24 protein-coding genes and 1 pseudogene are annotated in these 25,327 nt (G+C 52.9%); 12 read left to right on the forward strand and 13 right to left on the reverse strand.

Annotated features, from left to right (window positions below):
- Positions 1-86: 86 nt before the first annotated feature.
- Positions 87-1,421 (reverse strand): amidase, encoded by a 1,335-nt coding sequence (locus BM427_RS07260; protein ID WP_090120427.1) that lies wholly within the window; start codon positions 1,419-1,421, stop codon positions 87-89.
- A gap of 290 nt (positions 1,422-1,711) precedes the next feature.
- Here BM427_RS07260 and BM427_RS07265 point away from each other — a divergent pair, with 290 nt between their 5' ends.
- From BM427_RS07265 to BM427_RS07280, 4 genes are all read left to right on the forward strand, one after another.
- Complete coding sequence (locus BM427_RS07265; protein WP_167518509.1) at positions 1,712-2,575, forward strand: ETX/MTX2 family pore-forming toxin; 864 nt, start codon at positions 1,712-1,714, stop codon at positions 2,573-2,575.
- Positions 2,576-2,769: 194 nt separating this feature from the next.
- Complete coding sequence (locus BM427_RS07270) at positions 2,770-3,330, forward strand: recombinase family protein (protein WP_090120430.1); 561 nt, start codon at positions 2,770-2,772, stop codon at positions 3,328-3,330.
- Complete coding sequence (locus BM427_RS07275) at positions 3,314-4,978, forward strand: DDE-type integrase/transposase/recombinase (protein ID WP_090120431.1); 1,665 nt, start codon at positions 3,314-3,316, stop codon at positions 4,976-4,978. The genes BM427_RS07270 and BM427_RS07275 overlap by 17 nt, the downstream gene beginning before the upstream one ends.
- Complete coding sequence (locus tag BM427_RS07280) at positions 4,911-5,936, forward strand: ExeA family protein (RefSeq protein ID WP_090120433.1); 1,026 nt, start codon at positions 4,911-4,913, stop codon at positions 5,934-5,936. Before BM427_RS07275 ends, BM427_RS07280 begins: the two co-directional genes overlap by 68 nt.
- A gap of 111 nt (positions 5,937-6,047) precedes the next feature.
- On the opposite strand, the gene BM427_RS25685 is transcribed toward BM427_RS07280, so the two are convergent.
- Positions 6,048-6,206 (reverse strand): hypothetical protein, encoded by a 159-nt coding sequence (locus tag BM427_RS25685; protein WP_167518508.1) that lies wholly within the window; start codon positions 6,204-6,206, stop codon positions 6,048-6,050.
- Between the two features lie 129 nt (positions 6,207-6,335).
- Here BM427_RS25685 and BM427_RS07285 point away from each other — a divergent pair, with 129 nt between their 5' ends.
- Positions 6,336-6,908, forward strand: a complete 573-nt coding sequence (locus BM427_RS07285; protein ID WP_090120435.1) for a TetR/AcrR family transcriptional regulator — start codon at positions 6,336-6,338, stop codon at positions 6,906-6,908.
- 204 nt (positions 6,909-7,112) lie between these two features.
- Here BM427_RS07285 and BM427_RS07290 read toward each other — a convergent pair whose 3' ends face one another.
- Positions 7,113-8,054 (reverse strand): LysR family transcriptional regulator, encoded by a 942-nt coding sequence (locus tag BM427_RS07290; protein ID WP_090120437.1) that lies wholly within the window; start codon positions 8,052-8,054, stop codon positions 7,113-7,115.
- A gap of 71 nt (positions 8,055-8,125) precedes the next feature.
- Between BM427_RS07290 and BM427_RS07295 the strand changes: the two genes are divergently transcribed.
- Entirely contained in the window at positions 8,126-9,079 is a 954-nt protein-coding gene (locus BM427_RS07295) for an alpha/beta hydrolase (RefSeq protein ID WP_090120438.1), read from the forward strand.
- A 257-nt stretch (positions 9,080-9,336) separates the two neighbouring features.
- Here BM427_RS07295 and BM427_RS07300 read toward each other — a convergent pair whose 3' ends face one another.
- A complete protein-coding gene (locus BM427_RS07300) occupies positions 9,337-10,383 on the reverse strand; it encodes an SDR family oxidoreductase (protein ID WP_090120440.1) in 1,047 nt (348 codons plus the stop codon).
- 96 nt (positions 10,384-10,479) lie between these two features.
- Between BM427_RS07300 and BM427_RS07305 the strand changes: the two genes are divergently transcribed.
- Positions 10,480-11,367, forward strand: a complete 888-nt coding sequence (locus BM427_RS07305) for a LysR family transcriptional regulator (protein ID WP_090120441.1) — start codon at positions 10,480-10,482, stop codon at positions 11,365-11,367.
- A gap of 164 nt (positions 11,368-11,531) precedes the next feature.
- On the opposite strand, the pseudogene BM427_RS25235 reads toward BM427_RS07305, so the two are convergent.
- From BM427_RS25235 to BM427_RS07315, 3 genes and pseudogenes are all read right to left on the reverse strand, one after another.
- A pseudogene (locus BM427_RS25235) lies at positions 11,532-11,679 on the reverse strand (IS3 family transposase); the annotation flags it as partial.
- 86 nt (positions 11,680-11,765) lie between these two features.
- Positions 11,766-12,302, reverse strand: coding sequence for a dihydrofolate reductase family protein (locus BM427_RS07310; RefSeq protein ID WP_090120443.1), 537 nt, complete (start codon positions 12,300-12,302; stop codon positions 11,766-11,768).
- A 431-nt stretch (positions 12,303-12,733) separates the two neighbouring features.
- Entirely contained in the window at positions 12,734-13,414 is a 681-nt protein-coding gene (locus BM427_RS07315; RefSeq protein ID WP_090120444.1) for a nitroreductase, read from the reverse strand.
- Positions 13,415-13,511: 97 nt separating this feature from the next.
- Here BM427_RS07315 and BM427_RS07320 point away from each other — a divergent pair, with 97 nt between their 5' ends.
- Positions 13,512-14,474, forward strand: a complete 963-nt coding sequence (locus BM427_RS07320) for a LysR family transcriptional regulator (protein WP_090120446.1) — start codon at positions 13,512-13,514, stop codon at positions 14,472-14,474.
- A 70-nt stretch (positions 14,475-14,544) separates the two neighbouring features.
- Positions 14,545-14,796 carry a hypothetical protein gene (locus BM427_RS07325; RefSeq protein WP_090120447.1) on the forward strand — a complete coding sequence of 84 codons (252 nt, stop codon included), beginning with the start codon at positions 14,545-14,547 and terminating at the stop codon, positions 14,794-14,796.
- A 30-nt stretch (positions 14,797-14,826) separates the two neighbouring features.
- Here the strand turns inward: BM427_RS07325 and BM427_RS07330 are convergent, their stop codons facing one another.
- On the reverse strand, positions 14,827-16,785 hold the full coding sequence (locus tag BM427_RS07330) for a peptidase U32 family protein (protein ID WP_090120720.1): 1,959 nt from the start codon (positions 16,783-16,785) through the stop codon (positions 14,827-14,829).
- A 184-nt stretch (positions 16,786-16,969) separates the two neighbouring features.
- Positions 16,970-17,566: a helix-turn-helix domain-containing protein gene (locus BM427_RS07335; protein WP_090120449.1), complete on the reverse strand. Its 597-nt coding sequence runs from the start codon at positions 17,564-17,566 to the stop codon at positions 16,970-16,972.
- A gap of 76 nt (positions 17,567-17,642) precedes the next feature.
- Here BM427_RS07335 and BM427_RS07340 point away from each other — a divergent pair, with 76 nt between their 5' ends.
- Positions 17,643-18,827, forward strand: a complete 1,185-nt coding sequence (locus tag BM427_RS07340) for a benzoate/H(+) symporter BenE family transporter (protein WP_090120450.1) — start codon at positions 17,643-17,645, stop codon at positions 18,825-18,827.
- Here the strand turns inward: BM427_RS07340 and BM427_RS07345 are convergent.
- On the reverse strand, positions 18,804-19,679 hold the full coding sequence (locus BM427_RS07345) for a helix-turn-helix domain-containing protein (protein ID WP_090120452.1): 876 nt from the start codon (positions 19,677-19,679) through the stop codon (positions 18,804-18,806). The two genes, BM427_RS07340 and BM427_RS07345, sit on opposite strands and share 24 nt — an antisense overlap.
- Before the next feature lie 173 nt (positions 19,680-19,852).
- Here BM427_RS07345 and BM427_RS07350 point away from each other — a divergent pair, with 173 nt between their 5' ends.
- Entirely contained in the window at positions 19,853-20,767 is a 915-nt protein-coding gene (locus BM427_RS07350) for a DMT family transporter (protein ID WP_090120454.1), read from the forward strand.
- Here BM427_RS07350 and BM427_RS07355 read toward each other — a convergent pair.
- Both BM427_RS07355 and BM427_RS07360 read right to left on the reverse strand, forming a co-directional pair.
- Entirely contained in the window at positions 20,754-21,422 is a 669-nt protein-coding gene (locus BM427_RS07355; RefSeq protein WP_090120456.1) for a DUF3313 domain-containing protein, read from the reverse strand. The two genes, BM427_RS07350 and BM427_RS07355, sit on opposite strands and share 14 nt — an antisense overlap.
- A 217-nt stretch (positions 21,423-21,639) precedes the next feature.
- The gene (locus tag BM427_RS07360) at positions 21,640-23,235 is read right to left on the reverse strand and encodes an ABC transporter substrate-binding protein (RefSeq protein WP_090120458.1); all 1,596 of its coding nucleotides are present in this window, start codon (positions 23,233-23,235) and stop codon (positions 21,640-21,642) included.
- Between the two features lie 106 nt (positions 23,236-23,341).
- Here BM427_RS07360 and pepT point away from each other — a divergent pair, with 106 nt between their 5' ends.
- The gene (gene pepT / locus BM427_RS07365; RefSeq protein ID WP_090120459.1) at positions 23,342-24,571 is read left to right on the forward strand and encodes a peptidase T; all 1,230 of its coding nucleotides are present in this window, start codon (positions 23,342-23,344) and stop codon (positions 24,569-24,571) included.
- Positions 24,572-24,711: 140 nt separating this feature from the next.
- On the opposite strand, the gene tehB is transcribed toward pepT, so the two are convergent.
- Entirely contained in the window at positions 24,712-25,308 is a 597-nt protein-coding gene (tehB, locus tag BM427_RS07370; protein ID WP_090120460.1) for a tellurite resistance methyltransferase TehB, read from the reverse strand.
- Between the last annotated feature and the right edge of the window lie 19 nt (positions 25,309-25,327).

Consider the following 25,327-nt stretch of genomic DNA (forward strand, 5'->3'; position numbering starts at 1 on the left):
CTGAGCAAACCTATCAGCCAAGCTTATTCCCCAACGCTATCGCGAACGTTAAAAAGCCCCGCAGTGATTGCGGGACTTGTTCATTCCTACAGTGACGGGCGAGAGCCTTTCACAGGACTGATGGCTTCCAGCAGAGAAGCAATGTGAAGAATTGTTCGCTCATCATGCCATTTCCCCACAATCTGCACATTGATGGGCAATCCTTCATGGCTTTTACCGAATGGCAGCGCCACGCCCGGAAGACCCGTCACGTTCAGCGGTACCGTGGCACCCTGCAGATAAGTGGCATCCACTTCCTGACCGTCGATGATAAATTTCTCCACGCCGTGTTTGTGAGCCGGAATGGGGAGAACATGCGTGATAAGCGCATCATACTGTGAAAAGTATTCCGCAAACCCGTCACGCAACCTTTCAGCAGCCTGCTCCGCATCAATAAATTCAGACATGGATGTATCAGGCAGTGACAGCATCGTTTTTGCCATCTTATAAAGTTCATCAGCGCTTCGACCAGCCGTTGCCGCAGCAAATGCAGGCTTCATCTCCATAACGTGGATTCGGTTAAACACGTCCAGCGCAAAATCCCGCTCCAGCGCAGGAATGCCGACGTGCTCCACGACGACACCCGGTCCCTTCAGTGAATCCGCTGCTGACTTCACCACCGCAACCACTTCCGGATCAACCGGACCAAAGCCCGGACCGGTCATCCAGCCAATGCGCAGCGGACGCGGTGTCGTGAGCGGCAACTCATCAGAATAGGCCAGCGCATTACTGGAGAAAGCGTCATGGCCGTCTGGTCCTGCAAGCTGAGAAAACGCCAGAGCAATATCGCGCACCGAACGGGCCATAGGGCCTACGTGCCAGAACCGACGAGGTTCACGCGGCCAGATGCCCGTCATAGGCACGCTACCGTGTGTGGCTTTCATGGAGGTTATGCCGGTCTGTGCAGCTGGCCCACGTACTGAAATAGCCAGGTCCGTGCCCAGCCCCAGAGGGGACATGCCAGCGGCGATAGCGGCGGACTCGCCACCACTTGATCCTCCTGGCGTGCGGGTCAGATCCCAGGGGTTATTAGAGCGGCCGGACAGAAGGTTATCGCTTTCAATCCAGTATGAAAATTCCGGCAGGTTGGTTTTGGCAAGCAGTATAGCGCCCGCCTTTTTAAGACGTGCCACGCTGGTTGCATCCTCAGCAGGACGACGGCCTTTAAAAATGGGTGAGCCGCGCTGTGTCAGTACACCTGCGGTATCAATGGAATCCTTGGCGGTAAAAGGGACGCCGTGCAGGGGGCCTAACTCTTTACCTTTCATGACGGACACTTCTGCAGCGACAGCCTGTTTCATGGCGTCCTCTGCAAGCGACACTACCGCGTTGATGGCCGGGTTGGTGGCGGCAATACGGTCGATATGTGTAAGGGCTCGCAATCTAAATCCCTCCGACTCGCAATCAGCGTCATTTTCGGCTCACATTAACTGACAATGAAAATTCTTCCGGGCTCACATTAAGTGACAATGAGCTCGCTTTAATCGTCTCCGGCTCAACATCCATTTCCCACGGCTCACAATAACTGCAAATGAAATACATGGCCTTTCCTTGATATTAATCAAGCCCGCTTTAATGATGACCCTAATTTATTGTTTCGTTTGGCATTTGTGTAAGCGTTGGGTGCGAAAAATAAATTGATTTTATTTAAATGTTTATGAGGGAATGTTTTATGTCTATGAGAATTAATATTGTGTCCTCCACGGACCCATCACAATGTGGTGTCAGTGCTTTCGGCAATGACGTGTCTTTAATCAGTAATACGGAAAGAAATACATTTCAGTTGTCCGACGGCCAGCTAAAGCGTGCTGTGGAACGGGATTTTGGCAGATCCCCCCTTGATGCATTTCTTCGGGAGACAAATCAATGGGGAGGTTTATATGGGCGATTCGGATGGCAGGAAGTTTCCCGTACCTTGCGTCCGGTCAGTTCCAGAGTGCTGAGTCAGAATACCACCCCTTCAGTTGTTATGTCACAGGACTTTGTTAACGACAGTTCTGTTCCAGCCACATTTAACGCAGCGATTTCCCAAAGTGTTGAGAATACAGTTACTACTGGGTGGTCAACAGGAGGGACATTATCTGTCGGCGGATCCGTTGAGGTTGGCGTTCGGTTTTTAGGTATTGGTGGAACCGCCACAGCCTCTATCTCATATGAGCAGTCATGGGGCATAAGCGGTGAGAGATCAACCAGCGTTGTTCTCGGCTCAGCATCAGGTGTTGAAGTTACCTTAGAGCCAGGACAAGCAGTGACGGCTGAACTTGTTGCTACTCGCGGAACAATGAGGGTTGAAGTCAGTTATGCAGGTTCACTTTCTGGGCACTGTGTCGTTAATTATAATCCTCGTTATCAGGGACATCATTTTTGGGCACTACCTATTACTCGGGTAATGAATAACTCTGGAATAAATAACTCTATTATGACTACCCAAACGCTGGATATTGGATTTTACTCCAACTCCAGTATTATTATCAGGGATAAACGTACTCACGCTATTGTTAGACAATTTGACTGCGATAATCTTTTTGGCGACTAATTTAACCCAATAGATTATGACTAGTGGAGTGGATAGCTTTAATTAACCACTTTTTCTATCTCAAGTGTATTCTTTAAGTACACCCAAAACATACAACCCGGTGAGACATTTTATCTGTCTCATTTGGGTTGTTTTTGTCTCATCTGCATGTTACGTTTTAATCATCTAAAGCCTAACGAGACACTTTTAGCAAAATGGCACTTTATGGCTATGCACGCGTTTCAACCAATGATCAGGATTTGGCGCTGCAGATACAGACGCTCCGCGCAGCCGGCTGTGAAATTATCCGGGCGGAAAAAGCCAGCGGCAGCAGCCGGGATGGACGAAATGAACTGCAGCTTCTGCTGGATTTTCTTCGGCCGGGCGACACGCTGATTGTTACGCGAATTGATCGCCTGGCCCGGAGCATTAAAGATCTGCAGGATATCGTGTATGCCCTGAATCAGCAGGGCATTACTCTCAAGGCAACAGAACAGCCCGTCGATACACGTACTGCTGCAGGTAAGGCATTTCTGGATATGCTGGGCGTTTTCGCTGAGTTTGAAACCAACCTGCGGCGTGAACGCCAGATGGAAGGTATTGCCGCGGCGAAAGCGCGGGGCGTGTACCGGGGAAGGAAACCTTCCATAGATCCTGCTGAAGTATATCGTCTGTATACCGCGGAGAAGATGGGGGCTACGGCCATCGCCCGTCAGCTCGGGATCGGGAGAGCGTCAGTGTACCGGGCGCTGGAAAATTATGAGCAGCCGGCGTAGCGCTATTCCGGCTGATTCTCTGTTGCAACTGCGGCAACGGCTCGATCGCCTGCCGCCAAAAAGTCCTGAACGGGCCACCCAGATTGCCACTGCCGCTCAGTTGTATGGTATTTCAGTCACGACGGTCTATCGCGCTCTTCGTCTGGTCCTCAGGCCACGCACAGCTCACCGCCGCGATCATGGCCAGCCACGGATACTCCCCCCGTCTGAACTGGAACATTACTGTGAACTGATTGCCGCGCTAAAACTGCGAACGACGAATAAATCCGGTCGCCATCTGTCAACCGGGCGGGCAATACAGTTGCTGGAAGAGCACGGTGTGGAGACAGCTCAGGGGTTGATAAAAAGTCCCAAAGGCTTGCTTAGTAAGCAGACCGTCAATCGCTGGCTTTCCCGCTGGCGTCTCGACCAGCCCCGCCTGCTACGGGAGCCTCCGGCGGTGAGGTTTCAGGCTGAAAACAGCAATGACTGCTGGCAGTTTGATATGTCACCATCCGACCTCAAACATATCGAGCGGCCTGACTGGGTTGACCCCACCCGTGGCGAACCCACGCTGATGCTGTTCAGCGTGGTGGATGACCGGAGCGGGGTTACTTACCAGGAATACCGGTGTGTGTACGGTGAGGATGCGGAATCAGCGCTGCGTTTTCTCTTTAACGCCATGGCCCCAAAAGCCAGGTCTGATTTTCCTTTCCAGGGCCGCCCGAAAATGCTGTACCTCGATAACGGTCCGGTGGCCAAAAGCCATGTCTTCCAGAATGTGATGCAGTCCCTGAAGGTTGACTGGCTGACGCACACACCGGCAGGTAAGGATGGCACCAGGACGACGGCACGCTCCAAAGGGAAAGTCGAGCGCCCTTTCAGGACCGTCAAAGAGGCGCATGAAACCCTGTACCATTTCCATAAACCGGAGACGGAGCTGCAGGCCAACGAATGGCTCTGGAACTATCTGAGTCGTTACAATGCGCAGCATCACCGCAGCGAGAAACACTCCCGGCTGGAGGACTGGCTGGCCAATATCCCCCGGGACGGCGTGAGAGATATGTGCAGCTGGGAACAATACTGCCGGTTCGCCCGGGAGCCGGAATCCCGCAGGGTGGGTGTTGACGCGCGGGTAACGATAGACGGCACCGCATGGGAAGTCGAACCGGATATGGCGGGCGAAACCGTCATTCTGCTGTGGGGGTTGTTTGACGAAGAGATGTATGTGGAGTTTTCCGGTGAAACTTGGGGGCCTTATTATCCGGTGTCGGGGCCTGTGCCGCTACACCGTTACCGGACGTTCAGGCGCGGTAAAGCAGCTGAACGGGCCGATCGTATCCATGCCCTGGCCAGACAGCTGAACATCCCCATCAGCGCGTTGTCCGGCAGCGATCTCCGCATGTTCAGTGATGACACTCAGCAGCACATTGATGAGTTGCCACATCAGCCCTTTGATGCACGAAAATTTGAATACCACTTTCCCACCGTTATTGCGGCAAAACTGGCAATTGCCGACGATCTGGCCATACCGCTGGCCAGGATGTCGGATGAAGACCGGGCGTTTATCGACAGTATTCTGGCTGAGACGCTTAACCGTAGTGAAGTACTCGCCCGCATCAGAGACTATTTTCGTAACAGACAATCAGGAGAAGACCATACGGGTTGAAGTGATGGAGCATTATGGACTGACGCAGTCGATTGAACAGGCCGGGTATTATGAAACTGCCCACCATAAGCAGCTGATGAAAGACATTAAAGGGGCAATACGCGAAGGACGACTGATAGCCGTCTGTGGCGTGGTGGGAAGCGGTAAAACGGTCACCCTGCGACGCCTGCAGCAGCAACTGATAGATGAAAATAAAATTATTGTCGCCCGTTCACTGTCGGTAGACAAACAAAGTGTACGGCTCGCCACGCTGATTAACGCCCTGTTTTATGACCTGGCACAGGATAAGCAGGTGCAGATCCCCAAACAGGGTGAACGCCGCGAGCGCGAGCTCCAGGAGCTGGTTAAAAAAGGCAAACGCCCGGTGGCGCTGTTTGTTGATGAGGCTCATGACCTGAACGGGAATACACTGACGGGTCTAAAACGGCTGATGGAAGTGGTTGAAGACGGCGGTGGTCGGCTGTCTGTCGTGCTGGCCGGTCACCCAAAACTACGTAATGACCTGCGTCGTCCGACGATGGAGGAAATTGGCTATCGTACCGATATTTTTACACTGGACGGGATCACCGGCAGCCAGCGTGAATATATCCAGTGGCTGCTGAAGACCAGCATCGGTAAGGGCAAGCCGGAAGATATTCTGACGACCGAAGCCGTTGACCTGCTGGCGATGAAACTGCGAACACCGCTGCAGGTCCAGTTGCACCTGACGCTGGCGATGGAAGCTGGATACCAGACGGGGGAAAAACCGATTACCGCCACGCTGGTTGAATCCGTGCTGTCACGTCAGCTGGATGACCTGGAGCCGACGCTTACTCGGCATGGTTACCGGTTGAAGGACATGGTGGAGCAGTTCGATGCAAAACCTGCTGAAATCAGGGCATTATTTAACAATCAGTTAGACCCTGCCCGCACAGCCGAGCTACGCGACAGAATGCTGGCGGTTGGCCTGCCGATATGACGAAATCTATTTGCAGTTATTGTGAGCCCGGTTAAATGGATTGCGAGCCGGGCAGGATAAATGCGAGCCCATTATCACCTAATGTGAGCCGGTGGCATTTTTCATTTGCAGTTAATGTGAGCCGAAAATGGCGCTGATTGCGAGTCGGAGGGATTTCGATTGCGAGCCGTTACAGATATGCGCCTGCATAACTTCTACAGGGGAAAGATCGCGGTTACGGATCATGTCCGCCAGTTGGGTGGCATCTGAATAAAAAATGTCTTTGCTCATGATAAATCCTCTCACTAAAAAACTACCTAACAGTTGGTAGGTTTAGCGTAACCCCCTCACGACAAGGCTGTCAATATCTACCTAACAAATGTTAGAATTGCTGCACCACACTCTGCGAGGAATAAAATGATGAGCAAAACATCCCGGGATGAAATTCTTAATGCTGCCCGTCTGGCGGCCCAGGCTCATGGTTATACCGGTCTGAACATCCGTGGACTGGCGGATGAGGTGGGAATCAAAGCAGCCAGCATCTACTATCACTTTCCCAGCAAGGCCGAGCTCGGTGCGGCAGTGGCACAACGCTACTGGGAAGACACTGCGCGTGACCTTGAAATGCTCAGGGAATCAGCAGGCGACGCGTTAAGCAGCCTGAACCGCTACCCGCACATATTCCGCCGATCGCTGGAGAGCGAAAACCGGCTCTGCATGGGCAGTTTTATGTCTGCTGAATATGATGACCTGCCTGAGGCGGTGAAGGTGGAAGTTCAGAAGTTTGCCGACGTCAACATCGACTGGCTTTCAGAGCAACTGCTGGAGGCGGGTATCACAGAGTCAGAAAGCAGCAAAATCCGGGCAGGTGCGATTTTTTCCGCTATCGCTGGCGCTCAGCTGATGGCCAGAAGCCGGAACGATATTAAGCTTTTTGATGAACTCATTGAGGGATACAGGCTTGCAGGTCTGCTTCCGTCCGTCCGGGCCTGAGTGTTTGCATAATTTATATAAACCAGCGCATTAACTTATGTCCGCTGCTGGCACAAAGCGTACTGACACGCTGGCCGATATCCGCAAAGAGCGTCTCAAGTGGCACGGCGCAGTCCCTTCCGCCCCTGCGGCTTTGTATCTGCAGGCAGTCATTGTCAGGACATAGCGCTCAGCCAGGGCATTGCTTTTTAAGGGCAAAAATAGTCAATTTTTAATGTTACTCAGGAAGGTTTTAAGACCATCAATGAAAGCCCGCACGCGAAGAGAGAGATGTCTACGGCTGGGATAAATAGCATGGATAGCAATTTCTTCACCTTGTGTTGCAGGCAGCAGTTGTACTAATCGACCTTCCACTCTATCTCTGTCAATCATAAAGGAAGGCAAATAACCGATACCCAATCCTGCTATGGCTGCTAGTCGTATTGCATCTCCGCTGTCAAACCTGACATGGTTACTGCCGTTCAGTGTTATTCGCCCATGCTCCTTATCAACTAAGTTCCATCCGCTAGAAGCTGTTCCCAAACCATAGACAAGACGGCGATGATCTTTAAGATCAGCAAGTGATTCCGGCTTACCCCATTGTTTGAGATAGTCCGGTGATACAAATAATTGCGGCCGCGTTCTGTCGATAACCTGCGTTATATATTGATGACTCGTAGCGCCATTGCCTACCCGAATAGCAAGATCAAAGCCTTCCTCTATAAGATCAACAACCCGATCGCTGAAGCTGACTTCAATGCCAATACCCGGTGAGTTCTCTAAAAATGCCTGAATAAAAGGCAGTATCACCATTTTCCCATATCCTTCTGACACGGTGAGTCTGAGGATGCCTTTTGGCAAGGGTGAATTCTGGCGGATACTGGCTTCGGCTTCTTCCAGGTCTTCCAGTAGCCTGCAGCAACGGTTAAAGAATTCATGCCCCTCGGTGGTGAGAGATAAGCGACGCGTCGTGCGCTGAAAAAGCCTTGTCTCAAGATAGGTTTCTAACCGCGCTAATGCTTTACCTGCAGCAGAACGCGTTAACCCCATGGCCTTACCTCCGGCGACAAAACTTCCCGTCTCAGCAACAGCGACAAAGACCCGCAGTGCACCAATATCCAGAGCAGAACCAGCAATCTTTGTCGACGCGATTTTTTTACCCGTCATTGGGGAACCTTTTTCGTCAATAGATTAGTTAAAGTTTCATTGTAGAATTTCCATTAAATAAGGGCACAACAATGTTGTCGAAAAATGCGCAAAATGTTCTGGATGGATGGATTGCGGCTGCCGGACCGGTAGTTCAGAAGCTGTATGGTCAGTCTGAAGAGTGCTGGCCTGATGTGCGTAAACAATATATGCAGGGTCTGGAAAGCCTCTTTCCTGCTGTCAGTGGCGTCTCTTATAAAACGCTCACGCTAGGCAATATGCCGACAATGGTCAGTGAGAGGCATGAACATGCTGGGAGCAGTGTGGTGCTTTACATTCATGGCGGCGGCTATGTGCATGGTGGTGTGGAGGCGTACAGGGGATTAACAGGCCGCATTGCCACAGCGTTAAACGCCACAGTCTATGTCCCGGACTATCGGCAGGCTCCTGATTTTCCTTTCCCGACGCCGATAGAGGATGTCTTTTCAGCGTATCGCGCGCTACTCGACAGGGGTATTAACCCCAAAAATCTGGTTCTCGTTGGTGATTCAGCCGGTGGTGCAATGGTTATTACAATGATGCGTAAGGCCCGTGATGCAGGTATTCCGCTCCCGGCTGCGGGAGTGGCTTTTTCACCCTGGGCAGATCTGACCCATAGCGGTCTGGCTGCTACCGCCCGTGATGGCATCGATCCTCTTTGTAGCATCGATTTTCTCACCCAATTAGCGCGGGAATTTCTTGCCGGTGAGCTACCAACACATCCTGATGCTTCTCCCGTTTATGCAGATGTGCAGGGGCTTTCCCCGACGCTTATACAGATCGGCGAGAATGAGGTCATGCTGAGTGGCGCGATGAAACTCGCTTCAAACTTAGGAGAAGCGCGTGTACGCACGACACTCGAAGTCTGGCCGGGCATGTTCCATGTATGGCACTTGTTTGCTGGCACACTGCCCGAAGCCGACCAGGCTTTACGTAACGCGATGCGTTTCCTGAAGGATGTTTTATCTGAGAGCAGTGAATCCGACGACGCTACGTCCATGCCATAAATTTGACGCGATCAAACATAATTAATGAAAAGCGCCCCAATAAAATTAAGGGGCGCTTTGTTGCTGGATAAGCTCCCTGTTTTTTTCGCTCTACCCCTCGGAATGATTGAAAGTGCCAATGTCCCTGATGGCGCGAAATGACCAGACCCCAATTGATGCTTCCGGGGCTGAGCCTGTTTCTTATACGAAGGCGAGTTGTTCAGGGCCTGAGAATGCACATATCTGCACGCCGGCCCTGTCCGGGAAATGCCCGTGCGTTAAGGGATAATGCGCGCGGCTCTGAATTGTTTGAACAGAGTAAAGAACATGTCATCCGTAGCCTGCATGCGCCAGAACCCTGCCCGACGCAGCTTGCTGCCATCGCCAAACATGTCGTAATCCCAACTGAAAACAAAGTCGGCGAACTGCCCGTCGTTCACCTGCAAAATGTCCGTCTCTACCAGACGGTGGCGTCGGGCCAGTTCGCGCCAGGCTGGCTGATAATCTTTGAACATCTGCTGAAATGAAAGTCTGACGGGCGGCGCGCATTCAAGCCCGAACCATCGAGCAATGAGAGGCCAGAGTTCGCTCCACCTCCAGACATCGCCATTATTCACATTAAAAGCCTGGTTTTCTGCTGCTGATGAGGTGGCGGCCCACACAGTTGCTTCGGCGAGCAGCCCCGCCTCCGTATAGTCAACAATACTGCGCCAGGTTTGTTCCGAACCTGGAAAACGGAGCGGCAGATTGAGTGACTTACAAAGCGAAGCGTACAGTGCAATGCTCAACGCAAGATTCATGGTATTGCCTGACAGGGCGCTACCCACCACGCCCGGTCTGATAGCATTCCAGTGCCATGCTCGTCCTCGCTGATAATCACTGAGCCAGGCGAGTTGTGCAGCGTTAAATTCCGCTCCCGCGACGCCGGGATCGCTTTCACGCGCAGGCGTTTTAAAAGGCCCAAGATGTGCGCCATAGACTTTATACCCTTGTATCAGGCTCACTGTTTTTAACGATGAAATCATCGCCGTGTGGCAGACCAGGTTACGCAGCATAGTGACGTTGGGCTCCACCATTTCCGTCCAGTTTTCCGCATTTATCCAGGCACTGTAAAAGATATGAGTGACTTTGCTTAAGGGCTGCAGTGCCCGCGCAGTATGCTTTGCATCCAGCAAATCAACGGTAACGAGCGGGATGTTCTGCGGATGCGATGATGCGTTACGGCTCAAGCCAATCACTTCCCAGCCACGGTGCAGCAGGGTTTTAACGAGCTGGCTACCGACAATTCCTCTGGCTCCAGCGACCAGCGCGACGTTATTAGTCATAGGTTTCTCCAGATAAGGTGACGGAGAGAGTGTGATATATTAATTTTTCCACTCATATCCCCTGTAACTGATGGCACTTATAAGTGAAATCATTAAATGAATAACAAGCTCAATGCGATCGCCACCTTTTTGCGGGTGGCAGAGGCCGGCTCATTTTCGGCAGCCGCGCGCCAGACTGGTGTGAAGCAATCTGCCGTAAGCCAGCAAATTGCCGCACTGGAGGCAGAGCTTGGTGTGGTATTGCTGCACCGTACGACGCGTGCAATGGCGCTTACTGAGCAGGGAGAGCGGTACCGGCGTGATATGACGCCTTTGCTGGACGCGATGCGGGAAGCAGAAATCAACCTTAATCCTGCGGGCCAGCACTGGCAGGGCCGCGTCCACGTGCAGTTGCCGAGCGGTTTAGGTCGGCTTTTTCTTCCCCATCTTCTGGCCCTGCAAAAAGCGCACCCTGAGTTACATCTGGAGCTTTCATTTGATGATCGCATTGCCGATCTGGTCAGCGAAGGGGTTGATGTCGCGCTGCGGCTGGCGAGCGAACCACCAGAGTCACATGCTGTGCGCGTACTGGGCCGCATTGCGGCAGCGCTTTACGCGGCACCGGAATTTGACCACATTCATTCCGTTGACGAGCTGATTCTGAAGCCACATGTTCGGTTTAGTGGCATCGCACTTGATGCGCCGCTACGGTTAGTTTCAGGTGATGAAACAATAAAGCTGATGGTGAATACCGTGTTTCGGGCCAATACCAGCGAAGGGCTGCTGCAGGCGATCCTGGCAGGCATCGGTGTCGGTGGTATGCAGCTCCCACTTGCTGCTGAAGCGGTGCAGTCAGGCTTGCTGGTTCCCGTTCTGCCTGCATGGCGACTGCCAGACCGATTTCTCTATGCGGTTTTCCCGGATGCCCGTTTTATACCTCAAAGGGTAAGAAGCGTTGTGGAAGTGATAAAACAGTTACTTTCGCAGATGGCAGAAATTTGCTGATGGCCGATAAGCAGGCTCTTGTTTCGTTCTGTACTGCATAAATTTCTCCATCCACTTCGATACAAAGCGGTCAGCATAAAGGACTGTAAGGGCAGGTATGAGCAAGGAGCGAAAGATGGCACTTTTGCCTAAACTGCCCCGACGACAGTAGACAAATTCTGTCCTCACGACGTGGCCTGTTCGAAGGCCTCCGGACTGACACCCCCGAGATGACTGTGGCGCCGGGCCCGGTTGTACAACACTTCAATGTAATCGAAGATATCGGGTTTTGTTGATCCGTTTTCCGATGAGCTCCTTTTTCAGTGAGCTAAAGCAAGGTCGTAGAAGTAAAACAGTACCGCTGGTAGCAGAGCGGTACTATAGCTTTAGCGGAGGTCGCCGCTAAGTTTATATGCGGTTTATGACGTCAGCCGATAGTGCGACTGCACCAGACCCGAAGGGAAGCTGCGGCTTGATAACAGAGTCAAATCTATATCTCCATTCAGGGCTCCGAACAACGGTTTTCCCGAGCCGAGCAGGACAGGAATGGTAGTGATGACGATATCGGCGACCAGTCCTTCGCGCAGGAACGACTGTATTACCTGCCCGCCATCGATGTAGACGCGATGCGCGTTCTGCACCGCCAGGTCAGCAAGCACCTCCCCTGGCGTGCGGCATGAGAACTGGACTTTGCCTTTCAGCTCCTCGGGCACGGGAGTATCGGTTAGCTGTCGGGAGAGCACCAGCACGGGTCGATCATAAGGCCATTCGTCAAAGGTCAGCACCTTCTCATAGCTGCCTCGCCCCATAACGATCCAATCTTTGTCCGCGATGAATGCTGCATAGCCATGATCTTCTGTCGGGTCATCGCGCTGCAATAACCAGTCGATGTCGCCATCCTGTCGGGCGATATAGCCATCAAGACTGACCGCGATAAAAACATGTGTGGTGACCATCAAGTGCTCCGTAATCAGGTTGCATATATCCCGTTGAGTTTAGGGATGTTAACGATATTGACATGCTCCCTGTGGAAAAACGTAGCATGAGAGCAGCAACGTTCCCATTATGGATTAAGGTAAAAAATCGTGTGGTGTTGAATCCATGATGGAGCGAAAAGCCGTGATCTGCTCCCCATAAAGTAACATATCGCAATGTTATCAACTTCCGCTATCTGGCATAGAGCCGCACTCTGAGTGCGAAATTGTTCCTGCGCTTTACGGTGGTGACGGATACGTTAGGTTCACGTTTGTGCACGGAAACGTTTATTCACTCTCTGGCCACAGGGGTGAAGCGGCAACAGTCTCGTTGATTTCCGGGTGGCGGCGTTGCCTTATCCGGCCTGGGACGTGAGCCGCGCCAGTGTTCTGTCTGCCCCGGCCAGCATTTCTTACCTGTGCATCACTACACTGCTTTCCACCGGTACGCGCGGCATGCGGGTGTTGGCGGCAGCGGCGCTTTTATCGGCATAACCAAACGAGATACCAAACAGCAGACGGTACTCGTCGGAAACGCCCAGCTCGGCGCGGATCATATCGGCGTGAAAACCGAGCATGGTTTGCGGAATACCGGCAAAACCGCGCGCAGTCAGCGATAGCAGAAAACTTTGTGCGTACATGCCGATATCCGATGCGACGCGGATGTTATCGCCAAAGGACGGCATAAACAGAAACGCGGCATGCGGTGCATTGAAGAACTGGTAGTTACGCAGGTAGGCCTCTTTGCGGCGAATCTTGTCGTCACGGCCAATGCCGATGGCCTCGTAGTAAAGCCGTGCTTGTTCGTACGCGCGTTCAATATAGTCACCGTGGAAATCTTCATAAGAAAAAGTGAAATCCGGCGTCTGTCGCCCTTTCAGGTCATTAGCCGTCATCATTTTTGCCAGTCGCTCTTTGGTCTCGCCGGAAACCACATGCACATGCCACGGCTGTGTATTGCAGTTCGACGGTGAATATTGCGCATCCTGCAATACCGCGCGGATCTGCTCATCCCCAAGCGGCGTAGATAAGAACGCGCGCACGGAAGAACGCGAACGGACGGTTTCATCGAATGCTAAAACAGGGTTATTCATCATACTTCTCCGGTGATTATTGTTCACGTAGCTTAGCGATGAATTCTGTGCATAAAAACACTACAATGCGCTATGGACCATTGCGGATCACGCAAAGATGAAATCACTCAGCCAGATTAGCGCCCGTTCTATGCACCTGTTTCTTGCCATTGTGCGCGAAGGGAATTTATCAGAAGTGGCGCGTAACGAAGGGCTTGCCGCCTCGTCGCTTTCACGCGTTGTTCAGCAACTGGAACAGGCACTGGAAACGCAACTGTTGTATCGCAGCACCCGCGCGGTGACTGCCACCGATGCAGGTCATATCTATGCCGACGCCTTTCGCGCCATGCTCCAGCAACTTGCCGATGCGCAAACGCAGGTGGGAGAAAGGCGCAACGAGCCAGGTGGCCGCATTCGCATTAACGCCCCAATCTCCTTTGGTCTGCGGCATATCGGGCCGCGCATCGGTGAACTGAGTACGCGTTATCCGGCGCTGCACATCGAGCTGAATCTGAATGATGACTATATCGATCCGTTTGCCGATGGCACGGATCTGCTGCTGCGCATCGCCTCGCTGAAAGATTCAGAGCTGCATGGTCGTTTGATCGCCAGCCAGTGCTGTCACCTGGTGGCAACGCCCGCCTACCTTCGCCGTCATGGGCGGCCGGAATCGCCGGAAGCGCTACAACATCATCAGTTGTTGGCTTATCGTGGAAAAACCGGTTTGCAACGTTGGCGCTTTCATCAGGGCGATCAGCAGTATCAGTTTTTTCCGCAGGCGAAAATTGTTTCTGACAATGCCGAATTGTTACTCCAGGCTGCAAGTAATGACGCAGGGATACTGCTTTACCCGGACTGGCAGGTAGGTGAGATGTTGAATCGTGGTGAACTGGTGGATTTACTGCCGGAATTTTCGCCAACCTATTCCGTCGAAGCGCAATCGCTGTGGTTGCTCTACCCTGGCGGAAAATACCCGTCGCTCAATACCCGCGTGGTGATCGATTTCTTACTGGCGAGTTTCGGTTCACCGCCCTACTGGCGCTATCTACCGTCATCTTCCCGGAATATTCAAGCCGGTTAACTGCTCCATCAAATCTTCACTTTTTTGGCGTGAAATCAACGCCACGCAATAGCGCGTGTAAGGGAGTAATATGAAAAAGATTGCATTAATGTCTGCCATTATGGCCGTGAGCTTCTCTTCAATGGTATTTGCTGACGATCGTCCTCCAGTACCGCAGGATCAATACCCGAACGGCGAACACCATCAAGGTGACAGGAAGCCGCAGCGCGAAGTGCCACCGAGATATAAGGATGACAAAGCGCCGCGTCATGATGAAAGACATTTCGACAAGCACAGAAGAGATCACGATAAGAAACCGCCGATGCCGGAAGATCACCGCTAAAAGAAACGGGTGGCTTAGCCACCCGTTTTGCTATCTGTTTTTCGGTAACGTCTTCAGCAAGTCATCCGGGCTGATGGATGCCACCACGCTGCCGGAAAGCGGCATCTTCAGAATATGGTTTTTGATCTTGCCGATTACGTGCATTTCGCACGGACGGCAGTCAAATTTCAGCGTCAATACTTCATCACCGTGCACCAGTTGCATCGGCGTGGCGCGCCAGCTTTTAATATTCCCTTTTGCCTGTTTCGGGCACAGGTTGAAGGCAAAACGCAGACAGTGTTTGGTGATCATCACCGGTACATCGCCCTTCTCTTCGTGCGCCTCAAAAGCAGCATCGATGAGTTGTACACCGTAGCGATGATAAAATTCACGCGCTTTATGGTTATAAACGTTAGCAAGGAATGAAAGATGCGTTTCCGGGTAGACCGGCGGCGGTGTGGCTATCGCTTTACGGCTACCGCGCTGGTAGCTGGCCAGACGCGCCTCTTCCAGCATCTCTACCGCTTCACGGCGTAACTGGTTAAGCTGGCTGTTGGGTACAAATAATGCGCCAGGCAGATTTACCTGAACCTCTCTGGCGTAATAGCGGGTTTGCCCCAGCTTCATCAGGCCATCTTTCAGATTATCCAGCGCTTTTTGCGCATTGTTAGCTTCGTCGAATTGGCCTTCCAGCGTATGCGTGACGGAGACACCCTCTTCACTGGTCAGCGTTAACACCAGTTGTTCCTGCCAGCCACCCAGCTCAATATCCACCGCGATCCGCCGCTCGCTGGAGGTTTTCAGCAAGGCTTGCTGCCAGTTATGATCGAGGTTACGGTTCAGTGGATGATGCGGACGCAGGGTTTTCAGCACGTCAGGCATTTCGTTCGGGAAAATGCGGTAATGGTTTTCAGCAGTTTTCTCCGCCACATTGACGCGAAAACCGACCACTTCACGTTTCACCAGTACATTCAGGCCATCACCGTTCGCCAGCGGCTCGGTGACCTCGACATCAAGATGATCTTTGCCCACTTTCAGTACTTCACCTACCGGCAGGCCAATAAATTTCGGTGAATCGAAGGCACCGATATCGCCTTTGCGCGCATTAACAAAGTAGTCAGTGCTGCCGCGATGGAACGTTTTATCCGTCGAGGGAATAAAAAAGTGCTCAGTACGCCCGGCAGAAGCGCGCGCGAGGTCGCCGCGATCTTCAATGATTGCATCAAGCATCTGGCGATAATGCGCGGTGATGTTCTTCACGTAGCTCATATCTTTGTAGCGTCCTTCAATCTTGAAGGAGCGCACACCTGCGTCGATCAGTGCCGCCAAGTTGGCGGTCTGGTCATTATCCTTCATCGACAGCAGGTGTTTTTCATAGGCCACCACGCGTCCCTGATCATCTTTCAGGGTGTACGGCAGACGACAGGCCTGCGAGCAGTCGCCACGGTTGGCACTGCGCCCGGTTTGCGCATGGGAAATGTTGCACTGCCCGGAATACGCGACACACAGCGCACCGTGAATAAAGAATTCAATGGTGGCATCCGTCGCGTTGTGAATGGCGCGGATCTGCTCAAGGTTGAGTTCGCGCGCCAGAACAATCTGGCTGAAACCCACGTCGGAAAGGAATTTGGCTTTTTCCACACTGCGGATATCGCACTGAGTGCTGGCGTGTAGCTCAATCGGCGGAATATCCAGTTGCAGAATACCCATGTCCTGCACAATCAGCGCATCAACGCCCGCCTGGTAGAGATCGCCTATCAAGCGCCGCGCCGGTTCCAGCTCATCATCATGAAGAATGGTGTTCAGAGTAATAAACACTTTTGCGCCGTAGCGATGGGCGAACGGCACCAGTTCAGCGATATCCTGCAGGCTGTTACCGGCATTGTGGCGAGCGCCAAAACCCGGCCCACCGATGTAGACGGCATCTGCACCGTGCAGGATAGCCTCACGGGCAATGGCGGCATCGCGGGCCGGGCTTAACAGTTCAAGATGATGGGGTTGCAGGCGCATACGATCGTCGTTATCCATTATGTACAAAATGGCGGCTATTGTAGTCACAACCGGGGCGTTTCACCACCTGCCATAAGGGGAATTTGCACCTGCTGGCAATGCAATGTCGAAATTGCTATTTCCGCTGTGTTTACAGGTGCAATAGAGTGGTGGCTCGGACATTCCTCGTCACGTTGTTAACCCGTCATACTTCAGGGTTGTCTGGTTTATTAATCGTCGTCGTTTTTGCCGTAGGCTTGCCTGCGGCTTTTTCTTTTGGGTAATGGATAAGCGAGTGGAAGTGCGTCGTTTGTGCCGTGCTGTTGCGGTAGGCGTGCGCTTCATCCCCGGCAAAACGCAGGCCGCTGCCCGCCACAATGGTTCGCCACTGCCCGTCAATACACATATCCAGCACACCGCTAATGACAATCACATGCTCGATAACCCCGGTTTCGTGCGGCGTGGATTCGCTAATAGCGCCAGGTGCGAGATTAATAGAGAAGAGATCAAAATGCAGTTTCTCATCCCACGGGAAAATCGGCGTGACGACCATCGCCTGCTGTTGCGGATCGTACGCCCGCAGCGTTCCCCCTTCAGGCGGCGAAATAAAGGTGGAGAAAGGGACATTCAGGCCGGTGGCGATTTTCCATAACGTCGACACGGTCGGACTGGATTCATTGCGTTCTATCTGCCCGAGCATCGCTTTGGAAACCCCGGTCTCTTCTGCCAGGCGGGAAAGGCTCCAGCCGCGGCCCTGACGCAGACTTTTCAGCATAGTTGCCAGATAAACGGTGAGATCCATTATTCCTCCTGCTTACTTGTGCGCTATAACGCACGATGCTAAATTATCCGAATGCTATAACGCACAAGGAGCGCCAATGCGTCTTGTAACGCTTTCCACAACGTCTTCACTGCCGTTTACCAGCATTCTTGCGGGATTTGTCGCCGTGCTAGTGGGTTACGCCAGTTCTGCCGCTATTATCTGGCAGGCGGCCTCCGCTGCTGGCGCGAGCCCTGCTCAAATCGCCGGATGGATGACCGCGCTTGGCTTCGGCATGGGCACCAGCACGCTGGCGCTGACGCTCTGGTATCGCATGCCGGTGCTCACTGCCTGGTCTACCCCCGGCGCGGCGCTGCTGGCGACCAGCCTGCAAGGCGCAACACCCGGTGAAACGGTCGGTATTTTTGTCTTTGCCAACGCACTCATCGTGCTGTGCGGCGTCACAGGGTTATTCGCCCGACTGATGAAAATCATTCCGCACACGCTGGCGGCCGCAATGCTGGCCGGTATTCTGCTGCGTTTTGGCTTACAGGCCTTCACTAATATAGAGGGCCATTTTGCGTTGTGCGGCAGTATGCTACTGGCCTGGCTGGTCTGTAAAGCCCTCGCCCCGCGCTATACTATTGTTGCAACATTAATTATTGGTGCGCTGGTCGCCGTTATGCATGGTGACGTTGTCACTTATCGACTCACATTTTCCGTCGTCTCTCCGGCTTACACCGCGCCGGAGTTTCACTGGGCATCGCTTATCAGCATCGGCATTCCCTTTTTTCTGGTGACGATGGCGTCGCAAAATGCTCCCGGCTTCGCCACTATGCAGGCTTCCGGTTACACCATTCCGGTTTCACCGCTGATTATTTTTACCGGCACGCTGGCGCTGCTCTTGTCGCCGTTTGGTGTTTATTCGATCTGTATTGCAGCAATTACGGCAGCCATTTGCCAAAGCCCGGATGCGCACCCGGACGCCAGCAAACGCTGGGTGGCAGCGGCAGCGGCTGGCCTGTTTTATCTGCTGGCGGGAATGTTTGGCGGCTCGATCACCGGTCTGCTGGCCGCCCTGCCGTTAAGCTGGATCCAGACGCTCGCCGGGCTGGCGCTATTGGGCACTATCAGTGGTAGTCTGCATCAGGCGCTGGTTAAAGAAACGGATCGCGATGCCGCCATTGTCACTTTCCTGGTGACCGCCAGTGGTGTCACGCTACTGGGCATTGGTTCGGCATTCTGGGGATTAGTGGCAGGCGGTATCTGCTACGGCGCATTAACGCTGTTGCGTCGCCCGTAGCTGGGATGGTGTCAGCCCTTTAGCTGCTTTAAAGCGGTTGCTGAAGTGGCTGGCAGAACTAAAACCGCAGGCCAGGGCGATATCGGTGAGAGGAAGTGTACTGTTGAGCAACAGATCGCTCGCCCTTACCATCCGGCGCTGCATCACAAACTGGTGCGGCGCCACGCCCATCGACTGGCGGAACATGCGGGCAAAGTGATATTCACTGAGCGCAACCTGCGCCGCCAGATCCGACAGCAACAACGCCTGTGCAAGATGTGCTTCGATATAATCCAGCACATTACGCAGCGCCGCAGGCGCCAGACCACCGTTCACCACAGGCAATTGCCACTGCACATTGCTGTAATGTTGCACAAGGTGCGTCAACAGCAGGGTTGAAGCGGTGCTCAGCGTAAGTTGGTTAGCATTTTGCTGCCAGTCGCAATCCAGCAGAAACTGGCGATAAAGCGCGGTGATGCGCGCATCCTGCGAGAAGGTTTTCTCATCAAGGGTGAACGCGGCCGGGCTGCGATCCCAAACCCGCTCGCCGACCTCCCGCAGATGCTCATCGGTGCAATAAAGATGAACGAAGGTCAAATCATCGCGAATGTCCCACACCGATTCACTCTCTTTCGGCATCAAACAAAAACGATCCGGCCCGCCGCCATTTTTCCAACCATATGCGGTTTTGTGGTAACTCTCGTAGCCATCGGCCACGTACAGGCTCAGCGTATGGTGGTTGCAGTACTGTGTAATGTTGTCGCGTTTGTTCGACCAGGCTGCCAGTTGAATGCCAGAGTGAAGCGCCACCGAATTGTGCAATACGGCGTTATGTTTGCTCAGGTTTTCAAAGGCTTCGTAGTGGTCAGGCATTCGCGGATATTATCATTGTTCAACCAGAACCTAAGTCTATGGATAGCTGAAGCCCGATTCCAGCGTTGTGTGAAGAAAAGCGCAAGAATATGCAAGTCCGGCGCAACCCCGTGCAATCGTCCCTGCCCGTGTTTTGCCACACTCAGGTTTTGTTTTTCGCATCGGAAATGACTATGAACGCATTGCTATACGGCCTGGTGGTAATTATTTGGGGAACGACGTGGATTGCCATTTTTCTGCAACAAGGCCCGGTACCCGCGCCAGTGTCGATTTTCTGGCGTTTTGCGCTGGCAACGGCGGCAATCATGCTGATACTGCTGGTTCGGCGCAAACTGCGCGGTTTACCGCTGCGCGATCACCTGTTTTGTCTGCTGCAAGGCAGTTGTGTCTTCGGCTTTAACTTCTGGTGTTTTTATACCGCCACCACATGGATTAACACCGGGCTGGAATCGGTGATCTTTTCGATGGCGGTGCTGTTTAATGCCGTCAATAGCTACCTGTTCTTCGGACAGAAACCGCCAGCGCGCTTCTTTGTTGCTGCTGCACTGGGGCTTATCGGTATTGTGACACTGTTTTGGGAAGATCTGGTCACCAGCGGCTGGAGCAGCACGCTGTTGCTGGGTATTGGTCTGTCGGCACTGGGGACGCTGGGCTTTTCGTTTGGCAACATGATAAGCCTGCGCCATCAACGTAAAGGGCTGGAAACCCTGACTACCAATAGCTGGGCGATGCTGTATGGCACGCTGATCATGGGCGTAATTGGCCTGTTGCGCGGCGACGATTTTATGCCGCAGTGGACGGCAAGTTATCTCGGCGCGCTGGTCTATCTGGCGCTGTTCGGTTCGGTGATCGGATTTGGCGCATATTTTACGCTCGTTGGCCGCATTGGTCCGAGCAAAGCGGCGTATAGCACCTTACTGTTTCCGCTGGTTGCGCTGAGCATTTCGACCTTTTACGAAGGTTACGTCTGGCATTTTAACGCGGTTGCCGGTTTGCTGCTGATCCTCACCGGCAACCTGGTAATGTTTGCCCGCCCGGAAAACTGGCTGGGCGGACGCGGATGGCGGCGTAAAGCTAACGTTTGCTGATATCAAACATCGTGGCGTCGGTCGCCATATCGTCAATCACCTGTTTCAGAGAGTCGACGGTGATCTGCGATTTTTCATTGCTCACATCTTTGCCCTCACCTTTGCGCACCACTTTCAGTACCGGCGCATTGGTTTGGGCGTCAATCAGCTCGCCTTCAAAGTAGAGATGCGTATTCATGGTGCGGTGGCCGGTTGCCATCTGTGTGCCGGCAACCACCATGGCTACCGGAATCACCTCGTAGAACTGCAATCCCTGTTTGCTGGCGTCAACACCGGTGATCGCGCCGCGGAAGATCAGACTGTGTGGCCCCGGCGAAGTCACCAGCGGTTTGCGCGCGGCGGCGGCGGCCTTTAATTTGTTGTTGGTGTAACTGAGTACACCATCCAGTACCTGCTGATTCACCTGGCTGGTGGCTTTGGCTACCGGGTAATACGTAACCGGGTGATAAACAATGCTGTCATATTTTGCCGGGTCGAATCCTGGTGCCACCCAGCGCAGCACCGGTTTGCCGGTTGCAGAGGTGGTTTCCTGCAAGCCTGAGTAATCTTTCAAAAAGCCGGAGTATTTTTCCGGCGTGGTCACTTTTGAGGCGCAGCCTGATAACGCCAGCAGACCGACCAATACGGCAACGCTAACCACCGCATGATTACGCATAAGGAGTTCCCTGTGTGAGCACGATTGCCATTAAGTTATAGCAAATTCATTCACAGCGCGACGTGACAAAAAAACGCGTGAGATCAAAAAATTGCCCGGCGAAGATAATTCACTACTCGTGCCGAATTGACCCACTGCGCTGCCTGTGATTTCCTGTTTGAAGACTATCGCTGGACCGTTCAATGAGTGCCGCCTGAGTAAATCAGGCGGCAAAAGGTTATTTTTTCAGATCCACCTGCCAGAAAATATGTTTACCAAACGGATCGATTTCATAGCCTTGCACCTCTTTGCGTACCGGTTCGAAAATCGTTGAGTGGGCAATCATCACTGCAGGCATCTGATCATGCATCATCTGCTGCGCCTGTTTGTAAAGCGTCACGCGTTTCTCGTGATCGGTGGTGGCTTTTGCTTCGGCGATCAGGTTATCAAACGGTTTGTAGCACCATTTCGCGGAATTGGAGCCGCCATTAGCTGAGGTACAGGTAAACAGCGGACCGAAGAAGTTATCCGGATCACCGGTAGCCGTCGTCCAGCCCATCAGTGCAGCCTGATGCTCGCCACCCTTCACGCGTTTCAGGTATTCGCCCCACTCATAGGTAACGATTTTCGCCTGCACGCCCACTTTTGCCCAGTCTGCCTGAATCATCTCCGCCATACGTTTGGCGTTCGGGTTATAGGGACGTTGAACCGGCATCGCCCACAAATCAATGGTGGTGCCAGCCGGAAGTCCAGCCTCTTTCAGCAGCTCTTTCGCTTTTTCCGGGTCGTAATCGTAATCTTTCAGCTCACTGTCGGCGCTCCATATACCCGGCGGCAGCAGGTTTTTCGCCGCCGTGCCAGTGCCCTGGAATATCGCCTGAATAATGGCTGGTTTATTGATGGCCATCGCCAGCGCCTGACGCACTTTAACATTATCCAGCGGCGCTTTTTGCGTGTTAAAGGCGAGGAAACCGGTATTCAGCCCGGCCTTACTCAACAGAGTGATATCTTTGTTCTCTTTCAGGCGCGGTAGATCCGCCGGATTGGGAAACGGCATCACCTGACACTCGTTTTTCTCCAGTTTTGCCACACGTACTGAGGCATCCGGAGTGATGCTGAATACCAGGCGGTCGATTTTCGCCTTGCCCTGCCAGTAGTTATCAAACGCGGTGAACAGAATGCGCGAATCTTTCTGGTACTGCGCCAGACGGTATGGCCCGGTACCGATCGGGTCCATATCTACCCGCTCCGGCGTGCCGGCTTTCAGCATCGCATCGGCATATTCGGCGGAAAGTATCGAGGCAAAATACCAGCCCAGATCGGCGACAAACGGCGCTTCCGGGTGTGCCAGCGTAAAGCGTACGGTATGGTCGTCAAGTTTATCGATAGCAGTGATCAGCGAACCGAATTCCAGGCTTTCAAAGTTGGAATAGGTGCCATTAGAGACGTTGTGGTACGGATTATTGGCATCTTTTTGCCGCATAAACGAAAAGATGACATCGTCAGCATTAAAATCGCGCGTCGGCGTAAAGTATTTATTGCTCTGAAACTTCACCCCTTTGCGCAGGTGGAAAGTATAAACCTTACCGTCGTCGCTCACGTCCCAGCTTTCCGCAAGGCTCGGCTGCAACTCGGTGGTGCCGACTTTAAAATCCACCAGCCGATTGTAAACCGGTACGGCGCTGGCATCTACGCTGGTGCCGGAGGTGTAAAGCTGCGGGTTGAAGTTCTCTGGCGATCCCTCAGAACAATAGACCAGGGTCTTTGCGGCGACAGAAGAACTGACTACAAGCGAAGCCATTGCCAGAGCAAGTGTTGTCGGTTTGCTAATCATAGTTTTTCCTGTTGTTTTCTTTTAAATGCTTGTTGTTTGCCCTTTCATAAATAACATTAAAGTGAATTTGCAAACACCTGATAATTCAAATAAAGAAGGAATCACTATGCCGTCGTCTCTCACCAGTCAATTAACTCATCGCTTCTTTCGTTACCTCTCCATCACCAGCCAAAGCGATCCCGCAGCAACAACGCTGCCGACCACTGTCGGGCAGTTTGATATGGCACGCGAGCTGGCGAATGAACTGAAAGCGCTGGGGCTGGATGAGATCGTGATTGATGATCATGCGACAGTGACCGCCGTAAAAAAAGGCAATGTGCCCGGTGCGCCGCGCATCGGTTTTATTACTCATATAGATACCGTTGATGTCGGTTTGTCACCGCATATTCATCCGCAGATCCTGCGTTTTGAAGGTGAAGACCTCTGTCTGAATGTCCGCGAAGATATCTGGCTGCGCGTGGCGGAGCACCCGGAAATCCGGGCTTATGCCAATGAAGAGATTATTTTCAGCGACGGCACCAGCGTGCTCGGCGCAGATAACAAAGCGGCGGTAACCGTCGTCATGACGTTGCTGGAAAATCTCACTGCCGAACATCGCCACGGCGATATTGTGGTGGCCTTTGTACCGGATGAAGAAGTGGGGCTGCGCGGGGCGAAAGCGCTGGATTTAACTCGTTTTGACGTTGATTTTGCCTGGACTATCGACTGCTGCGAACTGGGCGAGATCGTCTATGAGAACTTTAACGCTGCTAGCGCGCAGATCCGCTTTACCGGGGTGACCGCGCACCCGATGTCGGCTAAAGGCGTACTGGTTAACCCGCTGCTTATGGCGATGGATTACATCAGCCATTTTGACCGCCAACAAACGCCGGAACACACCGCTGGCCGCGAAGGTTATGTCTGGTTTAACGGCATCAATGCGGTACAGGGGCATGCCGATCTGAGTGCCAGTATCCGTGATTTCGACAGTGAAAATTTTACCCGCCGCAAGCAGCAGATTGCCGATGTTGCTGCCAAAATCGCCGCACAATACCCCACCGCCAAAGTGGAATACAGCATTAGCGATACCTATAGCAATATCAGTAACGCTATCAGTGAAGATCGCCGGGCGATCGATTTGATGTTTGAAGCAATGGCATCGCTGGGCATTACGCCGAAACCGACGCCGATGCGCGGCGGGACCGATGGCGCAGCGCTCTCCGCTAAGGGTTTGCTGACGCCAAATTTCTTCACCGGTGCGCACAATTTCCACTCGCGCTTTGAATTTCTGCCACTGAAATCGTTTGAAGCCTCGTATAACGTAGCGTTGCAACTCTGCCTGCTGGCGGCGCGCTAACGCACCAGCAGCTCAGGGGGTTGCTTTCCTGCATCTTAAAGGCAGATCCCAGCCCCTCTCATACAGCGAACAGTGGGTGTGACGTTGCTAAAAAATCAGAAAACGCGGGCAGATATTGTATTGCCCGCAATAAGACGAGATCAGGAAGGTTTGCGCGCCAGCATCGTGGCAAAACGCAGTTTAATGCGGTTACCGTTGGCATCGGTGCGGTGCAGTTCACCAACCTCTTCGTTGTATTTCAGCAACTCCCAACCGCCATAGTATTCACGCAGTTCACCCGCTTTAAAGGCAAACGGGAAACCGACCGTGCACGGGAAATCCGCTGTATCCATCGCTGCTACAATCAGGTTATATCCCCCGGCTTTGGTGCAGCGCTGCATATTATTGATAAGGCCAGGAATGGTTTGCGCTTCGAGGAACATCAGCACCACGGTAGAGAGGATAAAATCGTATTCACCATCGAATTGCAGGGTGTTTAAATCCGCCGAATCAATGTGCAGATTTTCCAGCCCTTCAGCATCGCGAATCGCCTTCAGGTTGTTAAGGCTGTTCGGGTTTTTATCCCAGGCGGTAACGTCAAAACCCTGGCTTGCCAGCCACAAGCTATTGCGGCCATTGCCGCAGCCAAGATCCAGCGCCTTTCCCGGCTGGATATATTTCAGGGCGTTCAGCACTTCCGAGTGCGTCGCGGTCAGCGCATATTTTTCCGTAAAGTAGTTTTCAGGGCGGTTTATCATGGTCAGTCAGTACCTTTAA

It is taken from the genome of Kosakonia arachidis (assembly GCF_900116535.1).
Lineage (GTDB): Bacteria > Pseudomonadota > Gammaproteobacteria > Enterobacterales > Enterobacteriaceae > Kosakonia > Kosakonia arachidis.

Coding starts and splice junctions, on each gene's coding strand:
- BM427_RS07305 (WP_090120441.1), top strand. CDS start 10,480: ATGAATAACAAGCTCAATGCGATCGCCACCTTTTTGCGGGTGGCAGAG.
- BM427_RS25685 (WP_167518508.1), bottom strand. CDS start 6,206: ATGAGCAAAGACATTTTTTATTCAGATGCCACCCAACTGGCGGACATG.
- BM427_RS07290 (WP_090120437.1), bottom strand. CDS start 8,054: ATGACGGGTAAAAAAATCGCGTCGACAAAGATTGCTGGTTCTGCTCTG.
- BM427_RS07350 (WP_090120454.1), top strand. CDS start 19,853: ATGAACGCATTGCTATACGGCCTGGTGGTAATTATTTGGGGAACGACG.
- BM427_RS07285 (WP_090120435.1), top strand. CDS start 6,336: ATGAGCAAAACATCCCGGGATGAAATTCTTAATGCTGCCCGTCTGGCG.
- BM427_RS07275 (WP_090120431.1), top strand. CDS start 3,314: ATGAGCAGCCGGCGTAGCGCTATTCCGGCTGATTCTCTGTTGCAACTG.
- BM427_RS07300 (WP_090120440.1), bottom strand. CDS start 10,383: ATGACTAATAACGTCGCGCTGGTCGCTGGAGCCAGAGGAATTGTCGGT.
- BM427_RS07335 (WP_090120449.1), bottom strand. CDS start 17,566: ATGGATCTCACCGTTTATCTGGCAACTATGCTGAAAAGTCTGCGTCAG.
- BM427_RS07310 (WP_090120443.1), bottom strand. CDS start 12,302: ATGGTCACCACACATGTTTTTATCGCGGTCAGTCTTGATGGCTATATC.
- BM427_RS07320 (WP_090120446.1), top strand. CDS start 13,512: ATGAAATCACTCAGCCAGATTAGCGCCCGTTCTATGCACCTGTTTCTT.
- BM427_RS07295 (WP_090120438.1), top strand. CDS start 8,126: ATGTTGTCGAAAAATGCGCAAAATGTTCTGGATGGATGGATTGCGGCT.
- BM427_RS07325 (WP_090120447.1), top strand. CDS start 14,545: ATGAAAAAGATTGCATTAATGTCTGCCATTATGGCCGTGAGCTTCTCT.
- BM427_RS07265 (WP_167518509.1), top strand. CDS start 1,712: ATGTCTATGAGAATTAATATTGTGTCCTCCACGGACCCATCACAATGT.
- BM427_RS07270 (WP_090120430.1), top strand. CDS start 2,770: ATGGCACTTTATGGCTATGCACGCGTTTCAACCAATGATCAGGATTTG.
- pepT (WP_090120459.1), top strand. CDS start 23,342: ATGCCGTCGTCTCTCACCAGTCAATTAACTCATCGCTTCTTTCGTTAC.
- tehB (WP_090120460.1), bottom strand. CDS start 25,308: ATGATAAACCGCCCTGAAAACTACTTTACGGAAAAATATGCGCTGACC.
- BM427_RS07315 (WP_090120444.1), bottom strand. CDS start 13,414: ATGAATAACCCTGTTTTAGCATTCGATGAAACCGTCCGTTCGCGTTCT.
- BM427_RS07340 (WP_090120450.1), top strand. CDS start 17,643: ATGCGTCTTGTAACGCTTTCCACAACGTCTTCACTGCCGTTTACCAGC.
- BM427_RS07330 (WP_090120720.1), bottom strand. CDS start 16,785: ATGCGCCTGCAACCCCATCATCTTGAACTGTTAAGCCCGGCCCGCGAT.
- BM427_RS07345 (WP_090120452.1), bottom strand. CDS start 19,679: ATGCCTGACCACTACGAAGCCTTTGAAAACCTGAGCAAACATAACGCC.
- BM427_RS07355 (WP_090120456.1), bottom strand. CDS start 21,422: ATGCGTAATCATGCGGTGGTTAGCGTTGCCGTATTGGTCGGTCTGCTG.
- BM427_RS07360 (WP_090120458.1), bottom strand. CDS start 23,235: ATGATTAGCAAACCGACAACACTTGCTCTGGCAATGGCTTCGCTTGTA.